18 protein-coding genes are annotated in these 19351 nt (G+C 61.7%); 2 read left to right on the top strand and 16 right to left on the bottom strand.

Annotated features, from left to right (window positions below; all coding sequences use genetic code 11):
- Positions 1-13 precede the first annotated feature (13 nt).
- Positions 14-1429, bottom strand: coding sequence for a M20/M25/M40 family metallo-hydrolase (locus J0H39_13630; GenBank protein MBN9497791.1), 1416 nt, complete (start codon positions 1427-1429; stop codon positions 14-16).
- Between the two features lie 109 nt (positions 1430-1538).
- On the opposite strand from J0H39_13630, the gene J0H39_13635 reads away from it, so the two are divergent.
- On the top strand, positions 1539-2465 hold the full coding sequence (locus J0H39_13635) for a LysR family transcriptional regulator (GenBank protein MBN9497792.1): 927 nt from the start codon (positions 1539-1541) through the stop codon (positions 2463-2465).
- 189 nt (positions 2466-2654) lie between these two features.
- On the opposite strand, the gene J0H39_13640 is transcribed toward J0H39_13635, so the two are convergent.
- The 8 genes from J0H39_13640 to J0H39_13675 all read right to left on the bottom strand — a co-directional run bounded on the left by J0H39_13640 (position 2655) and on the right by J0H39_13675 (position 9614).
- Positions 2655-3812 carry an aminopeptidase P family protein gene (locus J0H39_13640; GenBank protein MBN9497793.1) on the bottom strand — a complete coding sequence of 386 codons (1158 nt, stop codon included), beginning with the start codon at positions 3810-3812 and terminating at the stop codon, positions 2655-2657.
- Between the two features lie 70 nt (positions 3813-3882).
- Entirely contained in the window at positions 3883-4680 is a 798-nt protein-coding gene (locus J0H39_13645; GenBank protein ID MBN9497794.1) for a transporter substrate-binding domain-containing protein, read from the bottom strand.
- Between the two features lie 20 nt (positions 4681-4700).
- Positions 4701-5432, bottom strand: a complete 732-nt coding sequence (locus J0H39_13650) for an amino acid ABC transporter ATP-binding protein (GenBank protein ID MBN9497795.1) — start codon at positions 5430-5432, stop codon at positions 4701-4703.
- Positions 5419-6069, bottom strand: a complete 651-nt coding sequence (locus J0H39_13655; protein MBN9497796.1) for an amino acid ABC transporter permease — start codon at positions 6067-6069, stop codon at positions 5419-5421. The genes J0H39_13650 and J0H39_13655 overlap by 14 nt, the downstream gene beginning before the upstream one ends.
- Complete coding sequence (locus J0H39_13660; protein ID MBN9497797.1) at positions 6066-6728, bottom strand: amino acid ABC transporter permease; 663 nt, start codon at positions 6726-6728, stop codon at positions 6066-6068. Before J0H39_13660 ends, J0H39_13655 begins: the two co-directional genes overlap by 4 nt.
- A gap of 7 nt (positions 6729-6735) precedes the next feature.
- Positions 6736-7680 carry a pyridoxal-phosphate dependent enzyme gene (locus J0H39_13665; GenBank protein MBN9497798.1) on the bottom strand — a complete coding sequence of 315 codons (945 nt, stop codon included), beginning with the start codon at positions 7678-7680 and terminating at the stop codon, positions 6736-6738.
- The gene (locus J0H39_13670) at positions 7677-8708 is read right to left on the bottom strand and encodes a succinylglutamate desuccinylase/aspartoacylase family protein (GenBank protein ID MBN9497799.1); all 1032 of its coding nucleotides are present in this window, start codon (positions 8706-8708) and stop codon (positions 7677-7679) included. The genes J0H39_13665 and J0H39_13670 overlap by 4 nt, the downstream gene beginning before the upstream one ends.
- Positions 8709-8819: 111 nt before the next feature.
- Entirely contained in the window at positions 8820-9614 is a 795-nt protein-coding gene (locus J0H39_13675; protein MBN9497800.1) for a transporter substrate-binding domain-containing protein, read from the bottom strand.
- A gap of 181 nt (positions 9615-9795) precedes the next feature.
- On the opposite strand from J0H39_13675, the gene J0H39_13680 reads away from it, so the two are divergent.
- The gene (locus tag J0H39_13680) at positions 9796-10575 is read left to right on the top strand and encodes an IclR family transcriptional regulator (protein MBN9497801.1); all 780 of its coding nucleotides are present in this window, start codon (positions 9796-9798) and stop codon (positions 10573-10575) included.
- Between the two features lie 265 nt (positions 10576-10840).
- Here the strand turns inward: J0H39_13680 and J0H39_13685 are convergent, their stop codons facing one another.
- The 7 genes from J0H39_13685 to J0H39_13715 are packed head-to-tail and all read right to left on the bottom strand — an operon-like array spanning position 10841 to position 19344.
- Positions 10841-11971: a 3-methylitaconate isomerase gene (locus J0H39_13685; protein ID MBN9497802.1), complete on the bottom strand. Its 1131-nt coding sequence runs from the start codon at positions 11969-11971 to the stop codon at positions 10841-10843.
- A 16-nt stretch (positions 11972-11987) separates the two neighbouring features.
- Positions 11988-13154, bottom strand: coding sequence for an acyl-CoA dehydrogenase family protein (locus J0H39_13690; protein MBN9497803.1), 1167 nt, complete (start codon positions 13152-13154; stop codon positions 11988-11990).
- 4 nt (positions 13155-13158) lie between these two features.
- Complete coding sequence (locus J0H39_13695; GenBank protein MBN9497804.1) at positions 13159-14547, bottom strand: MmgE/PrpD family protein; 1389 nt, start codon at positions 14545-14547, stop codon at positions 13159-13161.
- Positions 14544-15713: a CoA transferase gene (locus tag J0H39_13700; GenBank protein MBN9497805.1), complete on the bottom strand. Its 1170-nt coding sequence runs from the start codon at positions 15711-15713 to the stop codon at positions 14544-14546. The genes J0H39_13695 and J0H39_13700 overlap by 4 nt, the downstream gene beginning before the upstream one ends.
- Positions 15697-16878 carry a CoA transferase gene (locus tag J0H39_13705; protein ID MBN9497806.1) on the bottom strand — a complete coding sequence of 394 codons (1182 nt, stop codon included), beginning with the start codon at positions 16876-16878 and terminating at the stop codon, positions 15697-15699. The genes J0H39_13700 and J0H39_13705 overlap by 17 nt, the downstream gene beginning before the upstream one ends.
- A complete protein-coding gene (locus tag J0H39_13710) occupies positions 16871-18082 on the bottom strand; it encodes a CoA transferase (protein ID MBN9497807.1) in 1212 nt (403 codons plus the stop codon). The genes J0H39_13705 and J0H39_13710 overlap by 8 nt, the downstream gene beginning before the upstream one ends.
- Positions 18055-19344 (bottom strand): TRAP transporter large permease, encoded by a 1290-nt coding sequence (locus J0H39_13715; GenBank protein ID MBN9497808.1) that lies wholly within the window; start codon positions 19342-19344, stop codon positions 18055-18057. The genes J0H39_13710 and J0H39_13715 overlap by 28 nt, the downstream gene beginning before the upstream one ends.
- Positions 19345-19351 lie beyond the last annotated feature (7 nt).

The raw sequence follows: 19351 nt of genomic DNA on the forward strand, positions 1-19351 counted from the left end.
AGCCTCCTGTTCTCTATCGGTTGGGAATGAATGAAGCGGAAGGTTCCGTCGCGTCGCCCGGACTCTGATTGCACCAGGCGAACACGAAGTCGATCAAGTGTTCGATGCAGTCGAGATATTCGGCCAATGCGATATGTTCGTTGGGCTTATGCGCTTGCGCGATCGTGCCCGGCCCGAAGATGATCGAGGGGATGTTTCCCTGATTCACCAGGTGACGCATGTCGCAGCAGAACGGCCCGGCGCAGACGTGGCCCTGGCCGCCGCGATCCTTCAAAACGGTGCACATATACGTGGCGACCGGGATCTGCGGGCTTTGGCGCGTGCTGTCGTCGTGGTGCAGAAACTCGACGCGCGCTTGGTTTTCGCGCAGGAATTCGTCCGATTGATTGGCGCGCGCGATGGCGCCGCGGAATTCGCCCATCACGTCGACGATCTCGCCCGCCCCCGGCGCGAAATAGGCACCGCCGCGCATCGTGACTTCGCCGGCGGTCACCGTCTCGTAATGTCCGCCCGCGATCTTGCCGATAACCAGCGAGAACGGCGCGCGCCCCGCTTCCATCGGATCGTCGTTGACGGCCGCGTTGTAGCGCTTCTCGAGATCGAGCAGCGAGCCGATGACGACGGGCAGTTTTTCGATGGCGCTGACGCCGTCCTGACCGGCGGCGGACCAGCGTGCACCCGGCGAACGCGCGCGGCCGGGAACCTTCACTTGCCAATAAAGGCCGCCGGGATGGCTGACGGCGACGGTGTTGTTCGTCGGCTCCAGCACCACGGCGGCGTCGGCCGTGATGCCGCGCCGCACGAGATCGAGCGTGCCGTTGCCCGCGTGCTCCTCGTTGACGACGCTTTGGATGATGACGTCGCCGCGCAGGCGCACGCCCGCGCGCTTCAGGAACGTCATCGCCATGATCGCGGCCATCAAGCCGCCTTTCATGTCCGACGTGCCGCGTCCGTACATCATACCGTCGACGATCTCCGCCCCGAACGGATCGCGCGTCCATTCGTCCGACGGCTCGATCGTCACCGTGTCGATATGGCCGTTGAGGATCAGCGAGCGCCCGCCGCCCGTGCCCTTGATGACGCCGACCACATTCGGACGGCGCGCGTAATTCAGGACGTCCTCCAGCCCGCTTTCGCGTAGCGCCGCATAGGACGGCAATTCGGCATAGGGCAAAATCAGATCGTGCTGCCAATGGGTCGGGTACTGCGCGATTTCGGGGAAGCGCTCGAACAGCTTCTCCACGTCGGGCTCGGCCTCGAGCACCTCCGCCCCCATTCCGCGCAGCGTATCGGCCATATGAAGCTGGGCCTTTTCTTCCTCGCCCGTCAGGCTCGGAATGCGGACCAGAGCGGCCAAGGCCGCGACACTCTCCTCGCGCGAACGCTTGGCGATGGCCAATGCCTCGTCGCGACCCGATTTATCGATCACGTTTTTGCCTTTCCCTGTTGGGAAAAGCCTGTGGCAACGCAGCATACAAAACAAATTAATAGTGATCTTCATTGAACATAAAATTTTTTATGTAATAGAATATCGGATCATGAAGATCACGCAGCTGCGCGCCTTCGACGCCATCGCCCGCGAAGGTAGTTTTTCAAAGGCGGCGGCTTCGCTCGGCCTCACGCAGCCGGCGTTGACGATCCAGATCACGGGGATCGAACGCGCCTACGGCGTGCGTCTGTTCGACCGTATCGGACGACGCGTCGAACTCACCGAAACGGGACGGGCGCTGTTCGACACGACCACCCGCCTGTTCGAGTTGGAGGACGCGGCGCGCGAAATGCTGACCGCGTCGCGCGCGCTGACCGGCGGGCGTTTGCGCGTCGCCGCCGACGGTGCGCATATCGTCATGGGCTTGTTCGCGCGATTCATGGAGCTTTATCCGCGCGTGCAGTTGTCGGTGACGTTGGGCAGCACGCGTTTCGTGCGCGACGAGCTGATCGAACGGCGCGTCGATATCGGCATTCTGCCGAGCGTGGGCGGCGATCCGGCGTTCGAGGCGCTGGCGATCTGGCGGCATAGCCCGGTCCTGATCGTGCCGCACGGGCATCGCTGGGCGAAGCGCAAGTCGGTGTCGATCCACGAACTCGACGGCCAACCGATGGTGATGCGCAAAGAAGGCTCGAATACGCAAAAGGAACTCGATGCCGCCTTGGCGCGCACCGGCGTCAAGCCGCGCGTCGTGCTGGAACTGGGTGCACGCGAAGGCGTGCTGGGTGCCGTTGCCGCCGGCTTGGGGATGGGTGTCATTTGGCATGTCGAAGCGAAAGGCGACACGCGCTTCGCCACGCTCGAACTGACCGACGCGCGAATGAGCCCGATGGACTACATCGCCTGCCTCAACAGCGAGCGCGGGCGCCGCGTCGTGCGCGCGATGATGGATGTCGCGCGCGAAACTTTTCCGCCAGGCGCCGGATCGCCACCGCCGAGCAAGCCCGCTTTGCGCTCCAAACGCACGGCGACTTAGCTACAAACGAATGCATCGCCTGAATTTTCAGGAGGTCCGGATGGTGGGCGCTACAGAAGTCTAAACCTGTACCACTTACCATGCCAACGTACACCGACACCGCATAACTGAAATTGGTTGAGTGTAGGGATTTCCCGCAAGTCGAAGATCGAATTGCGGGAGTCGCCGGGTCGCATCAGCAAACGCCGCTCAACCCACTCGGATCAGATCGCGCGAACTGCGCGACAACAATTCGCAGCCGTCCTTCGTGACAAGCACGTTGTCGATGATCCGCGCGCCGAGAAACTCCTCACCCAAGAACACCGGTGGCTCGATCGTCACAACCATACCGGCCTTCAGCACGTAGTCGCTTTTATCGAGCATATGAAGCGGCTCGCCCCAACTCGGCGGGAAACCGGGCGCCAAGCCATAACCGCTGGTGTGGACACGGCCCTGCTCCATTCCGGCATCAACTATAACTCTGCGCGCCGCTTCGTGCGGTACGACCGCTGGCACGCCGTCGCGAATCGCGGCTATACATGAGTCCGACGCGCGGCGTACGACATCGTAAATCTCAAGCATGCGGGGCGTGGGCGCCCCGAGCACAAATTGCCGGCCGATCGTCGCCGTATAGCGACGGCACGTGGCGCCGTATTCGACGCTGCCAAAATCGCCATCCCGCATCACGCGTTCGGTCGGTGCGCCATGGCTGAACCCCGAGCGTTCGCCCGAGACGAGATTGATCGGACTAGCGGCGATCCCGCTGCCCGCCGACAGCAGTGCGTCCAGGATCTTGCCCGCGACGGCGAGTTCGCTGCGGCCGGCCTTCAGCTCGCGTCGGAAGACATTCATCGCGTCGTCGGCGAAACGCGTCGCGCGCTTGATATAGGCGAACTCAGCCGGCGATTTGACGATCTTCAAATCGTGAACGAGGTTCGACGGCTCGGCAACCAAAGCACTGCCCAGCACGTCGCGCAGTTGCAGATAATGATGCGGATGGAGGTAATAGCCGGGCACCTCTATGCCCACGCGGCCGCGCAGCAGGCCGAGCTTTTCTGCGAGTGCGGCGAAACGCGGAATTGGGTCTTCGACGATACCCCCGCCCCAACCGACGATGTCGTCGACATGGGCGTCGTCGCGGAACTCGTTCACTTCGCCTTCGCGGGTCAGCACCGTCAACGGTCCCGGCTTGGCCGGCACGACCAGGCACTGGAATTCCTGATAGCTTTTGGCGTCGGAACCGGTCAGCCAATGGATCGTGACCGGGTGGAAGGCCACGAACCAGTCGAGCCCCGCGGCGGCGATCGCGTCGTGAACGCGGCGGCGGCGGTCCTGGAATTCGGAAAGTTCGAAATCGTGCTTCGACATTGGGGCGTTCCGGCGATCGAGCCGACGCCGCCGGCCCCGTTCGGAACCGGCGGCGGATCGGCGATAGGGCTTAGAGCGGCGGCAGCGGCTCGACGATCGGGCCGCCCAGCCACTTGACATGCAGTTCGTTGAGCGTGCCGTTCAGTGTCGCCTGGAAGATGAATGTGTCCAGCCAACGCAGCAGATTATGCTCGCCCATACGGATCGTGACATGGGCGGGCGCGCGGCGCAGCGAGAACTTGAAATCGAATTCCTTGTTCGGATTGCGCTTGGCGAGGTCGACGACCACGACGCTGTTGGCCGCCAGAAGCTGCGACTGGCCCGAAAGATAGGCCTGCACGGCGGTCGCATTGTCTTCCGTGCGCATGATGTCGGCACGCGGGGCGAGCGACGTAAGGACCAGATCTTCGGTCGTGCCCTTGGCGACGCTGACCTTGTTGCGGCCGATATCGCCGGGCGCCTTCACGGCAACGTTCTTCGGGCCGTAGACCGACAGCGACGTGTCGGCATAGGGCGCGCTGTACATCACCTGGCGCGCGCGCTCGGCTGTCACCGACATCGCCGCGACATTCATGTCGGCGCGGTCCGTCAGCAGATAGGGAATGCGGTTGGCGGCGGTCGCCTGAACCAATTCCAGCTTCACGCCCAGCGCCTCGGCGATCTTCTTGGCGAGATCGACGTCGAATCCTTCGAGTTCGCGATTGGCATTGGTGAAGCCGAAGGGTGGCACGTCGCCGAACACGATGATGCGCACGACGCCCTTCTGGATGATGTCGGCGAGCTTGTCGGCGCGCGCGACGGAAGCGTCCGCGATACCGATCGCGGCCACGACGAGGGCCGCGAGGAAGTTTCTCAGCATACGAGGCATGTGGGTCTCCCTGTTTTGGATCAATGCAGAACGGCGTTGAGGAAGGTGGCGAGTTCGTTGGTTTTGGGTTTTGTCAGAACCTCGCCGGCGGGGCCCTGCTCCCAAATCTTTCCCTTGTGCATGAAGATGACGCGCGTGCCGATGCGGCGCGCGAACGCCATCTCGTGCGTCACCAAGGCCATTGTCATGCCCGAGCGCGCCATATCCTCGATCACCTTCAGAACCTCGCCCGTCAGTTCGGGATCGAGTGCGGAGGTGATTTCGTCGAACAGCATCATCTTCGGATGCATGGCGAGCGAACGGGCGATCGCGACGCGCTGCTGCTGGCCGCCCGAAAGCTGCTGCGGGAAAGCGTCGATCTTCTCTTCGAGGCCGACGCGGCGCAGCACGTTTTGCGCGATCTTGCGCGCTTCGGCGTCGGACGTCTTCTTCACCACTGTCGGCGCCAGCGTGATATTCCGCGCGACCGATAGATGGGGGAAGAGATTGTAGCTTTGGAACACGATCCCGACCTGCTGGCGCAGCTTGCGCAGATCGGTCGATGGATCGCCCAGGCGCACGCCGTCGACCGTGATCGACCCGCCTTGGATCTGTTCCAAGCCGTTGATGCAGCGCAGCAGCGTGCTTTTGCCCGAACCCGAACGGCCGATGATCGAGATGATCTCACCTTGTTCGATGTCGAGCGAGACGTCGTCCAAGACCGTAAGCGCGCCGTAGCGCTTCGTGACATTGCGGATTTCAACCAGCGACATTGTATTTCCGCTCCAGGACTCGGCTCAGCTGGGTCAAGGGGAAGCAAAGCAGGAAGTAGAGGGTCGCGACCGTGCAGTAGACGGCGAAAGGCTGGAAGGTCGACGCGGTCGTCAATTGACCTTCGCGCGTCAACTCGATGAACCCGATCGTCGCCGCGAGCGAGGTGTTCTTGATGAGCTGCACGAGAAAGCCCACCGTCGGCGGGATCGAAACGCGTACTGCTTGCGGTACGATCACATAGCGCAATTGTTCCGCGTAGCTGAGGCCGAGCGCGCCGCCCGCTTCCCATTGCGTCTTGGGGATCGATTGCAAGGCACCCCGCCAAATTTCGCCGAGGAACGCGCCCGCGTAGATCGAGAACGCGAAGGTCGCAGCGATCCAGGCATGAACCGGGAGACCGATGATCGAAAGGCCGAAGAAGAAGACGAACAGGATGCACAGCAACGGCGTGCCCTGGACGATCTGCACGTAACCCGCCGCCAGCCAGCGCAAGGGCGCGACATTCGACACGCGCAAAACGGCGACGACGAGCCCGATCAAACTGCCGCCCGCGAACGCGGCGAGCGACAGCAGCAGCGTCCAACGGATCGCCGCAACCAGATAGAGGAAGTCGATAAAGGCGAATTCCCGGATCATCGGTTTCCGAACGCCGCCCTGTAAACGAGTGCGAAGAAGCCGCGCAGCAACAGCGCGAGGCCGAGATAGAGAACCGTAATGACGGTGTAGACCTCGAAATCGCGGAAGGTGCGCGACTGGATGATCGACGCGGCGTGGAAAAGATCGTGCACCGCGATCTGCGAGGCGATGCTGGTCGCCAGCATCAGCAGGATGAACTGGCTGGCGAGCGACGGGAACATGATCTTCAACGCGGGCGTCAGCACGATATAGCGGAAGACTTGGAAGCCGGAGAGGCCGAGCGAATGCCCCGCCTCGATCTGCGCGCGCGGAATGGCCTGCAAGCCCGCGCGCACGATCTCCACCGAATAGGCGCCGAGATTGATCGCCAGGCTGATCTGTGCGGCCGTCAGCGCGTCCAGCCGCAAGCCGATGCTCGGCAGGCCGAAGAAGACGATGAACAACTGCACCAGGAGGGGCGTATTGCGGATCACTTCGACATAGGTGCCGATGGCCGCGCGCAGGATCGGGCCGCCGTAGAGGCGTCCGGCCGCACCCGCGACGCCGATCGCCAAGCCGAACACCATCGTGACGATCGACAGATGCAGCGTCGTCAGAACGCCCTCGGCGAGGAACTCCCACGCCGCGAAGATGTCGCGGAATTGGAAGGTGTAGTTCACGGCGCCCTCATGTCTCGATGCCCTCGGGACCGGCGCCGCAGATCAGCGCGCAGACATGGCGCATTTCGCCGAGCTCGGCGGCCTTGGTGCGCAGAGCGGCGATGGACGCGGCCCCCGAAAGATCGGCGGCGACGCCCAGTTCGAACCACAGCCAGCGCGCGGCATCCTGCATCGCGTCGTCATCGACGAGCACGATCCGATCGACCGAGCCGCGCACGAGGTCGTAGATTTCCTGACTGGTCTTGCGGCACGCCATCGTCGGCACGCGCGTGGAAAGCTTCTCGAGGCCGACCAAACGCCCGGCGTCCAGGCAAGCGCGCAAGGTTGGTGCGCCCACCGGTTCGATCCCGACGATGCGGATATCGGGACGGCGCGCGCGCATAGCGGTCGCAAGCCCCGCGATCAAACCGCCGCCGCCGATCGCGATCAGGATCGTGTCGATATCCGGCATGTCGTCGAGAATGTCGAGGCCAAGCGTGCCTTGCCCCGCGACGACGTCGGGATCGGAGAACGGATGGAAGTAAGTCGCGCCGTTCGCCTTGGCGAAATCGAGCGCCGCGGCGTTCGACTCGTCCCATGCGTCGCCGACGATCCGCGCATCGGCCCCCCAGTCCTTCAATTTGGCGAGTTTGGCGGGCGAGACGTTCTTCGGCAGAAAGATCGTCGCGCGCGTGCCGGCGGCGAAAGCCGTGCGCGCGACCGCCAGACCGTGATTGCCGCCCGACGCGGTGACGATCCCCGCCGCAATCTGCTCCGGCGTGCAAGACAACAAGCGATTCATGGCGCCGCGCGCCTTGAACGAACCCGTCACCTGAAGGCATTCGAGCTTCAGCGTTACTTTGCAATCGACCGGCAGCGGTTCTTTGAGACCCAGCGGCACGATCGCCGGCGTTTTGCGGACATAGCCGGCGATCCGCGTGCGCGCGGCTTCGATCTGCGCGATGCCGATCACAGCGCGGGCCCCTTATAGGGTGTCGCGACGACGATGCAGCAATTGCCCGGACGCACGCGACCGGGCTGGCGCAAGCCGTAGACGATCCCGTCCGACGCGTAGTTCAACGTCACCGGTGCGCGGCCCGGATCCCAGGTGCAATGGATGCGGCCGGCGGGTTGCCCCGCGCTGACCTTGGTCCCGTGCGCGTGGAACGGCTCGAACACACCTTCGGCCGACGCGAAGACATAGGCCGCCGCCCCCGGCAATTCGAGGATCATTCGATCGGCGCGCGGCGGCGGCGCCTTGGGCGCTTCAATGACGCCCAGATGCGCCAGCACGTTGCGCACGCCGCGCCGGCAGATCGCCAGCGCGTCGATCGAAACGCGTCCGCCGCCGGCCATCTCTGTGCCCATGGTCACGAGTCCCGCGCGGCACGCCGCGGCGGTGGCCGTGCGCGGATCGCCGAGATTGGCGATGACGACCGTCAGCGGCGCGTCGAACGCCAGCGCAGCGGCTGCGTTGCGCTTGGCGAGCGCATGATCCGCCGAGGGCTCGATGATTGCGCTGGGCACGATATCCAGCGACGAACCGCCGGAGTGCAAATCGAGAAACGCGTCGCCCAGCGGCAAAATATGATCGGCGACATAGGCCGAGATTTGCTGCGTGATCGACCCGGTCGGATCGCCGGGAAAGGTACGGTTGAAGTTGAGATCGTCCACGGGCGACACGCGCCGCGCGGCGACGACAGCGTGCACGTTGTTCGCCGGCATCAGGATCAGCCGGCCTTGGATCTCGCCGGGATCGAGATCGCGAATCAACTCGCCGATCGTGATCGGTCCTTCGTGCTCGTCGCCATGGTTGCCGCCTTCGAGGATGACCGTCGGCCCCGTACCGTTCGCGATCACCGCCAAGGGAACTTGCGTCACGCCCCACGCATCGTCATGCGGCGAATGCGGGATCATCACGAAGCCGATCTGCTTGCCGTTACGGCCGAGATCGACGTTCGTGAAGGCGGTAGAGGGACGGGCTGCGACGGGGATACCCATATTCGACGTCTTTCCGGGCGGCGGCTGGATTGCGCGTCGTTGCGCATAGGAGAGAAATTCGGAAGGAATGCGGGGAGCCGGCGATAGCCGCCGGCTCCCGCGTCGTTTGCGTTATAGGCTCGGCAGCGGATCCATCGCGATTCCGAGATACTTCCGATGCAGGCGATCGAGTTCTTCGTTCATCGTGTTGAACAGGATGAAGCCGTCGAGCCAACGCGCGAGGTTCAACTCGCCCATGCGCACGCCCATGTGGGCCGGGCTGCGGCGAATAACGAACTTGCGCTCGAACTCCTTGTTCGGGTTCTGCTTGGCCAGCGCGTTGGCGACGATGCTGTTGGTCGCAAGCAGATCGGCTTGGCCGGAGATGTAGGCGGCGGCGGCCGTCGCGTCGTCTTCGGTGCGCATGATCGTCGCGCGCGCGTTCATGGCGGTCAGCGCCGTTTCCTGCGTCGTGCCCTTGGCGGCGGCGACGCGCGCCGAGCCGAGTTGAGCGGCCGACGTCACGGGCGACGCCTTGGGCCCGTAGACCGCGAGATCGGTGTTGGCGTAGGGCGCCGTGAAAGTGATCTGCTTGGCGCGCTCGGGCGTCAGGCCCATCACCGAAATCACGATATCGACCTTGTCGGTCAGCAGGAACGGAATACGGTTGGCGCCGGTGATCTGCTGAAGCTCGACCTTCACGCCAAGCGCTTTGCCGACCATTTCGGCGAGTTCGACGTCGAACCCGATCGGGTTGCGGTTGGCGTCCTGCGAGCCGAACGGCGGCACGTCGAGCGGCACGCCGATGCGCACCACGCCCTTCGAGATGATGTCCGCAAGCCTGTCCGCGCGCGCCTCGCTAACGCCGATAAGGCCCGCCGCGAATACGGCCAACGCCGTGAATGCTGCTTTCGCCAGTTTGCGCATCGCCCCTGCCCCCTGTCGGTTACGCGTGCCGTTTCGGCATCGCTTTTTGTTGCGGTCGATGTTTTGCGCATACAGGCCGCTTGCGTTATCTCCTGTCCGCGAGCATCGAACCGACATCAGACTATGGCCGGTTCAAATATGAAGTCAAGATGCATATGTAAACCAACGATCGGTGATGGGGATGCGTAAGTCAGGATCGAAAAGCGGCGACACCCGGAACGCCTACTCGGCGCCCGCACTCGAAAAAGGGCTGGAAATCCTCGAATTGCTCGCCTCGATCGGCAAGCCGATCTCGACGCGCGAGATCGCGGAGAAGCTCGGCCGATCGAAGGGGGAAATCTTCCGCATGGTGTTCGTGCTCGTCGAACATGGCTATCTGCGCCGCGATGCGGCAAGCGACGAACTAACGTTGACCGACCGGCTGTTCGAAATCGGTATCCGCACGCCGCGCCCGCGCGAATTGGTCGAGATCGCGGTGCCGGCGATGGAGCGCTTGAGCGACGCTTGCGGACAATCGGCGCATCTCGTTGTGCTCGCGAAGGGCGAGACGGTCGTCATCGCGACTACGGCGGGCCGGGCGGAGATTGTATTCTCGCTGCGCTTAGGCTATCGCCGCCCGTCGGTCGAAGCGACATCCGGCCGTTTGATTATCGCCTTCCAGGATCCTGCACGGCGCGCACAGATGATTGCGGAAGGCTTGGCGGTCGCGCAATCCACGCCGAACCCGCGCAAGCTCAACGAGCAGCTCGATGAACTCGCCAAGCAGGGTTACTTGATCGCCGAAAGCCGTGACGTTGTCGGCATCACCGATATCGGCGCGCCGATCCTCGATCGGAACCACCATGCGATCGCGAGCATCGTCGTGCCGTATCTCAACCGGCACGAGGAAACGCCCAAACACGCCGCAGTCGCAAAGCTGGTGCGCGAGACCTGCCGCGATATCAGCAAGGGGATTCGCTAGATGGTCCGGATGGCGGGCGCTACACGGATTGAACCTGTGACCCCTACCTTGTCATCTTGCGCAAAGATCTCGTGAAATCAGTTTTTGGAGATAGGCTCTCCTGCAGCTCAGGCTTCGAACTGCGGGAAACTCTCGCAAACACATAGATTCTGCCTATCAACCGACCGACAAATTTCCATCCAATGCGGTTGAGCTTTTGATTGTCTTATCGAATGATCGAAGCATCGCTGCGACGATGTATCACCGAATGCAAGCCGTACTGTGGCTATAGGCGCGCACGGCGTATATAGGCTTGGCCTTCCATTAGACGACGGGCGGTACGCGAGAACAACACCTCATCAACTTTCCACCCATCCGCCGCGGGAGACACGTTGGCGACAATCGGTAGCGTCCCGCTAGGATGTCCGATGCGCACTTGGTTGCCTTGGCGTTCCTTGCGAGCGACTTCGTTCACGACCGTGCCGGGAATCTGCGCCGCAACGGCCAAACAAGTCGCACCTGTCCCGGCATACGCCTTGTGCATTGTGCGATCTACATATAGGCGTGCGGTCACGTCCATTGAATCGGCAGGCACCGGTTCGGGATGTAGAAAGTTCTCATACTCTTGCGGCCCCCCCACAACGACTTGGAACGGCAAGAGATAGCTCGGCGCGTTGATTCCGCACCGCGCATACGCCTTGCCGCGAAGCTCCTCGAGCGCATCGAGAAGTTTCACCGGCACAGTGTTTGGGCGCTCCGCGCCCGTCATACCCATCGACTCACCCGCCACAAATACGCACATATTGGCGACGTCGACGATCGAGACGTCGACGCTTTTGCCGATCGTCTCGAGTTCGATCCGATCCTTGACGTTCCCAGTGGGCAGCAACCGGCCGGATGCGGCCCCCGCAGTGGCCGAAAAGTCCATGGCGATCTCCGCGCCCGTCCCGGGCACACCATCAATGGCGAAGTCACCTTCGACCTGCGGACGGCCGCCCTTGGTCGGGATCTTCATTCGCAGGATCTTACCGGTGTTCGTGTTATGCACGCGCACGATCGTCATCTCGCCTTGCGGCTTCACATAACCTTCTTCGATCGCGTAAACGCCCGCAGCGGACGAGATGTTTCCGCAATTGATGTCGTAACTGACGATCGGGCTTTCAACAGCGACCTGAACGAAGTTGTAGTCGATATCGGCATCCGGTCGCGTTGGCGGCCCCATGATGGCACATTTGCTGGTGAGATAATCCGAACCGCCGAGACCGTCGATCTGCCGCTTATCTGGGCTGCCAAAAATCGCCAGCAGAAAACGTGAAAGTGCCGCCTCGTCCTTCGGAACATCGCGCGCATCGAGAAACACGGCCTTGCTGGAGCCGCCGCGCATCAGAACGGTTTTAACTTTGATTTGCTCTTCCATATCTTCCTCGCTCCCCTCAGGCGTGACGCGGCTGACGATAGCCAAGCTCCCATTCGCCGATGATCTGCTGATGTATCTCGTTGGCGCCGTCATAGATCTGCATGATCTTCGCATCGCGGAAAAACCGCCCGACTTTGTATTCTTCTGCGACGCCGTAGGCGCCGTGTATCTGATATGCGTCGGTCGCAGCGCGCATGAGCGAGTCCGTCGCGTAGAGTTTTGCGATCGAGGCGGCCTCTTGAACGCGCGTTTCGCCGCGATCGAGTAGCCAAGCGAGTTTGCGCGTAAGCAGCGTTGAAGCTTCCAGCGCGACTTTCATCGCAGCGATCTTGCCTTGAATGAGTTCGAAACGGCCAATTGGTTGACCAAAGACTTCGCGCGTTTTTGCGTACTCCACCGCGGCATCAAGGCACGCGCGCAACTGGCCGTTGGCGCGCGCCGAACACGCCAGCCGACCAATCTCCGTTCCGCACATCAGCGCCTTGTATCCTTCGCCTTCAGGCAGAATTCGGTTTGCGGCCGGCACGCGGACGCCATCGAAGAATATCTGCCCCGTCTCCTGCGAGCGTGCGCCGTGCTTATTCTTGATCGGCTGCACGGTGATACCGGGCAGAGATCTGTCGACGACGAAACAAGTCACGCCGCGCATGCCCTTGGATTTGTCGATCGTCCCGTAGGTCAGGAAGAAATCCGCATGGCGCGCGTTGCTGATCCATATCTTCGTGCCGTCGAGAATGTAATGATCGCCGTCGCGACGCGCGGTCGTTTCCATTCGGCGCACGATGTCGGTACCCGAATGGGGCTCTGTCACGCCGGTCGCTCCGACGATCTCGCCCGCACAAAGCGGACGCAGATAGCGTTCTTTCAGCGCTGCACTTCCGTAAAGCAATATCGGCCGCCCCAGCGAGCAGCTCGGCCACCCCGCATAGACGGCGGTCGTCACGTCGACATAGGCCAATTCCTCAAGAAGCAGCGACAAAGTCACGTGATCGAGACCTGTTCCGCCGAACTCTTCCGGAATCGTGCCGCCGATCAAACCGAGTGCCCCCATCTTGCGCACGATTTCGCGGTCGAAAGTTTCCTCGCGCTCGAAGCGTTCGACGTGCGGCGCAACTTCCGCGGCGACGAATTTTCGCGCAACGTCGACGATGCTTTGCTGTTCCTCGGATATCAAAAAGTCCATCGCTTTATGCCCTTCCCGGAGCGGCGACATCGACGCGTTGGATCCAACGCCCTATGTCGCCCACCGACTCCCAGTTCCACAAATCGTCCAAAGCCGGCTTAGCCGCAGCGCCCCAAATTGGCTCGGCCAATGCCAGAAACTTTGCCGACAACTCCGCGTCACTCATCGGATTCGCGGGGTTGCCCTTAGCCGTCGTCACGGTTCGCGCAAAATCGCGTCCGTCGGCTAGATGCACGCGGATCTCGGCCTGCTGCTCGCCGACCGCAGGATCGATTGACAGATCGATTCGCGACAAAAAGTGAGCGACGTCGAGGCGAGCTACGTTCTCGGCGTCAAACAGCTCTGGCGTTGCACGTCCTTCGAGAAGCCCCAAAGCGCAGCAAAAAGCGGCGCTGAACTTTCCCTGTAGCCCGTCGATCGGGTGAGTATAACCAGCGACATGGGGGACAAGAGGATTCACCCTTGCGCCGATATGCGTTACGTCCTGCCATCCAGCACCCGCCGCCGCAAGCTCGGCGCGTAACTCGGCAGCAGCATCGATGATCGGATGGGTGATCATGCAAGACGCATGCGGCTTGAAAGCGTTGCGCAGCACGGCATAGGGCTTTCCCCATTCGTCACGTGCGTACGACCAATCCTGGACTGGCTCTGCAATCGTCGGCCGGCCGATACCCGGGTCGGAATCCAGTATTCCTAGTGGACCGTTGAAATCTTGCGCCGCAAGCAACGCGGCAGTCACGCCGTCCGCTGCAGCGCGGCCGAGCTGCAGCGGCTTCGACATCGTTCCGAACGCCGCAATCAGACCGGAGGCGGCCGTGCCGCATATCGCCGCCGCATGCGTCAAGCGGTCCGACGTAAGACCCAACGCCAATCCCGCAGATATGGCGGAACCGAAATGCCCAACGACACCGGATACGTGCCAACCCTGTTTGGTCAGCTTACGGCCGAGATAATGGCCAATTCGGTCCTCGGCCTCGTAACCAGCGACAAAGGCGAGCATCGCCGTATTGGCGTCGATCATTCGGTGCCGGGATAACGCAAATATGGCTGGCCAAATCGTCGAACTGACATGGATCAGATTGACGAAATCCGTATCATCGTAGTCAAGCGCATGGCTTGATGTGCCCATCACAAGCGCGGCGTGGTAGCTAGTCAATGAGACTTCAGGCAGACCAAGCGCGCGGCTGCTCCCGCCTTCGCCATCAATCGCTTCCATCAGGCGAACAACCGGCGCTTCGCGCGTCCCGGCCAATGCGAGACCGACCCAATCGACCAAGCAACGCTTACCGGCGTGATAAACGTCTTCGCGTATGCCTTTCTTCAACGTCCCCGCGGCGAGCGATACGATGTCCTGGAGCGCCGCCGTTTCGCCCCGACCAACGACGCCACTCATGCGACAACCTTACGCGCGCGCAGCGCAGGGAGTTCATCCGACCTGCCGATCAAGTCACCGAGGACCGCGTCATTGTCAGCACCCAACTCCGGCGCCGGCCAGCGAATTCCGTCGCCCGGACCGTCACGGCGCGGAACCGGCGAGCCGATCAATGGAATCGTTCCATAGGCAGCATGCGTGACGTTGCGTAGCAAGTTGCGATGCTTCACGATCTCAAGGTCAACGACCTTCGACAGATCGAGGATCGGCGATGCCGGTACCGCGACGGCCTGAAGCTCTACTGCGGCAGCCATCGCGCTGCGCGGTGCGGCCCACTCGCGAAGCGCGCCGCCGATACGCGAGGATTGCGCTTTACGGACTTCCCGAGACCATGTTTCCGGCAAGCCGATTTTTATCGCAAGCGCACGCCACTGGGCGTCGCGCTCGACCGCCACGAAGATGGACCCGTCCGTGCAATCAAACGAGCCGAATGGAGACTCGGTCGGGTGATCATTGCCGATTGCGTTCAATGGCGAACCATCGGCGTCGCCGGAATGGGGCCACAACGGGAGCAACGACCACGCTCCCATGTCAAACAATGAGACATCGACAAGCGCGCTTTCGCCCCTCTTGCGGCTTTGAAGCGCCGCCGCAAGAGCAAACGCGCCCGCCGTCGCCGTCATGAGATCGCAAACGGAAGGACCGCCCTTCAATGGCGTCGTATCAGGCATTCCCGTCAAGCGCATGATTCCCGAGATCGCTTGCGTGACTGTGTCGAATGCCTTCTTGTCGCGCAGCGGCCCGTTCCCACCGAATCCCTTTGCCGAGCAATAGATAATCGACGGATTAACCGCGCGACATTGCTCGTAGCCGATCCCCCAACGGTCCATCGTTCCGATTGCGAAATTCTCGATCACGGCATCGCTTTGCTTGACGAGATCGAGAAACATCGCCCGACCTTCGGCGGTTTGCACCGCCAGCGTCACACTTCGTTTGTTGTAGTTATTGACGTGATAGAGGTATCCCGTCCCCCCGAAGCGAAGCCCAAGATTGCGCGCGTTCTCGCCGTCAAGCGGCTCGACTTTGATCACATCGGCACCGAGGTCGGCCAAGAAACGCGCCGCGTAGGGACCGGCAGTACTGATCCCAAGATCGAGAATACGGATACCTTCAAACGGCAGCGACATAACACTCGTCCCGTTCGCGCAATATCCCCTCGGCAAGCCATTGCGCGTATTGCGCCGCCGGTACGCCCAAGCGGCCGCGCATCACAGCACGCGTTCCGTCGCCTAGATCGGCGGCTCCAGCGTGCACCGGCAGTGGTGTTCCATCACGAAAGAAGATACCGCCCGCGATACGACGACCCTCTGTGTTACGCAGCAGGGCCCGCGCGGCGAACTGAGGATGGTCGAGAACCGTTTCAAGCGGGAAAATCTGTCCGCATGGAATGCCGGCGACGTCGAACGCCGCCTCGACTTCCGCGATCGACCGCACGCGAGTCCACGATTCGATCTCGCGCTCGAGCGCGTCGACATTGCGTACCCGATCGCCTTGCGATGCATAGGCCGGGTCGGCCACAAGATCGGGGCGAGCGATCGTTTCACATAGGCGCAGCCATGTCGGTGTATTGCCCGCACAGATGATCACCCAGCCATCGCGGCATGCGAACGAGTTCCAGGGCGCCGCCATCGTATGACGATTCCCAATTCCCGAGGGCGGCTTCCCGTCGATAAAGAATGCAGGAATCGCTGATGTCTGAAAAGCAAGCGCGGTGTCGAACATGCACGCGTCAAGTAGTGCGCCGGGCATGCCACGGCGCTTCGCCGTCGCGTCTGCCAGAATTGCGGCGGCGGCAAGATTCGCTGTCGCGTGCGTCAGCATTGCTCCTGCGATTCTTACAGGTTTGCCGCCGATATGCCCGGTGATCGATACGATTCCGGAGACGGCTTGGACGATTTCCTCGCCGCCGCGCCAGTCCGCCATTGGTCCGTCGAGCCCGAATGCCGAGACCACGCAAGTTGTGAGTTTCTCCCGCCGCATTACCTCTTCGGCATCCAGACTTCGATAAGCGTCGCGATCGACGACTAGTACTTCGGCCGTGTCTAGCAGCACGTCCAACACGCATCGTCCGCGCGAGATATCGAGAACGACCGAATCTTTCGAGCCACAGAGGAGATCCCATAGATTCAACCGCGCGCGAGCCGACGCCAGTTCACGCATCGGATCGCCTTGCGGCGGCTCTATCTTGACGACGTGATAGCCAACATCGGCAAGCAGCTTCCCCGCAACCGTCGCAGGTCCGAAGCCGGAGGCGATCTCGATCGCAAGTGGTCGAATCGGGCGATCAACCATTGTCTGACTCGTGCGGCTGAAGCATCTCGTTGTCCTGCCCCAACGCCGGCGGCGCCATGCGCCAGGCGAAGGCGTCCGCACCGTCGCTCATCGTCATCCGAAACGGAAAGCCATGCTGGGGGATATCGACTCCCAGCCGGTCGAACGGGATCATCGGAAAATGGCCACGCTCCCGACCGAAGGGTGCGGTGAAGGCCTCGTCGAGGGTGAACAACGGACAAATCGGTAGATGCAACTTGGCGAGTTCGGTGATCCATTCGTCGCGATCCTTACGCGCGAATAAATCTTCGAGGAACTTCCGGTAGATAGGTCCACGTTCGCGGTGGCCCGTCAGGCGATCGGCTTCGGTCTCGTTTGCGTCGATCAGATCCACTCGATCGAAATGACGGCAAAAGCTCTCCCAATACTTCCGTTCGAGCAGCGACACGGTCAGATACTTTCCGTCCCGCGTGCGATAGATGTTGTAGCGCGGATTGCCGCCCCATCCTTCGATGGCGCCCGTCGTCCGAGAACCCATTCTGCCGGCGAAAGCCCAAGTCATTTGCACGGATGTCCATGCGACGGCGGCATCGAGCATCGACACGTCGATAAAGGCGCCGCGGCCGTGGCGTAGGCGATCAATATACGCCGAGAGAATCCCGGCGATGGCCATCGTTGCACCTGCATAGTCGCCCACGAGAATTCCCGGCAACACAGGGGTATGCGCGGACGACAGCTGCAATAACCCCGTCAATCCGGCGATGTTAAGATCGTGGCCCGCGAGATCCCGCCCAGCGCCGGTCTGGCCATAGCCGCTGATCGCCGCGTAGATCAATCGCGGGTTCGCTTCGCGCAGAACATCGTATCCAAGACCAAGCCGCTCCATCGTACCGGGCCGGAAACTCTCGACCACCGCATCGGCATCCTTGGCCAGCGCCAGAAACGCCGCCTTTCCGTCCGCCGTCTTTAGGTTCAGTGTGATGCTGCGCTTATTCCGGTTGAGATTCGCGAAGTAGATGCTCTCTCGACCGCTCGCCGTTTCATAGTAAGGTGCCGACGCGCGTGCATTGTCGCCGCCATAAGGGTTTTCGATTTTCACCACTTCTGCGCCAAGATCGCCGAGCAACATCGTGCACCACGGGCCCGGCAGGAGCTTCGTCAGATCGAGGATCCGGAATCCGGTTAATGGCTGCATAATCAGTTCATCATCTGCGAGGGAAGCCACGTCGAGAGCGCGGGAAACGAAAGCAAAAGCGCCAACGTGATTGCTTCGAAGATCAGCATGTAGCCCGTGCCGCGAAATACCTGCGATGGCGGAACGCCGGTCGCAGCGCTGACAACGAATACATTCATGCCCACAGGCGGGGTCACGAGACCAATCTCCACCGTCTTGACGACGATGACGCCGTACCAGATCGGATCAAATCCGAGGGCCACGACGAGTGGAAAGGTGACCGGCAAGGTAATGAGCAGGATCGCGATCTGATCCATCAGGCAACCAAGGATCAAATAGACGATCAGGATCATCGCCAAAATCATCCAAGGCGCCATTCCGCTTGCACCAATCGCAGCGATCAGATCCTGCGGCAACCGCGTGATCGTCAGAAAATAGCCAAACAAGATTGCGCCGATCACGATGGTGAGCATCATCGTGGAAAGTCGAATCGAAATGACGAGCGCTTCCCACACCTTGGCGGGCGACAGGCGCCCGGCAAGGGAAAGATAAACGAGTGTCGAAAAGGCCGCGACGGCGGCAGTCTCGGTCGTCGTCGCAACACCGCCGTAGAGCGAGAAAAAAACGAGACCAATGATCGCGAGAAAGCCCCAAATTCCGCGCAAAGCCTCCAGCTTCTCGGCGCGCGTGGCGTCTTCACCACGCGGCAATGTCTGCGGCTCAAGCCGCGCCCAAATATAGATACCGATCGAATAAATTGCCGCTGTCATCAATCCCGGAATGATGCCGGCAATCAGCAATCGGCCGATCGATGTTTCGGTCATGATCCCGTAGATAAGGAAAGCGATGCTTGGCGGAATCATCACCGCGAGCGTGCCAGCGACGGCGATAATTCCGGTCGCAGCGGACAGCCCATAACCAAGTCGGCGGAACTCCGGCATTGAGATTGCCGACAAGGATCCAGCTGCTGCGGTACTGGAACCCGAGACTGCCGCGAATCCCGCGCTGGCGATTACGGTGGCGATCGACACGCCGCCTGGAAGCTTTCCAAAGAATTTGTTTGCCGCATTGAATACATCGCGGGCCATGCCGCCCTTGCTCATCAACTCCGCCATTAGGATGAAGAGAGGGATTGCGGCGAGCGTCGACTCAGCCGCCGATCGGTAGGCGGTCGACGATAGCTGAGAATACATCCCGGAGAATCCGACCGTCGCGTGTATTCCGACCGTTCCGGCGATCAGCAGCGAGAACGCCACCGGCATTCCCAACATCAGTAGAACAAGAAGTAACCCAATTACGCTGAACTCAAGCATGAGATGC

It is taken from the genome of Alphaproteobacteria bacterium, from assembly GCA_017308135.1.
GTDB lineage: Bacteria > Pseudomonadota > Alphaproteobacteria > CACIAM-22H2 > CACIAM-22H2 > Tagaea.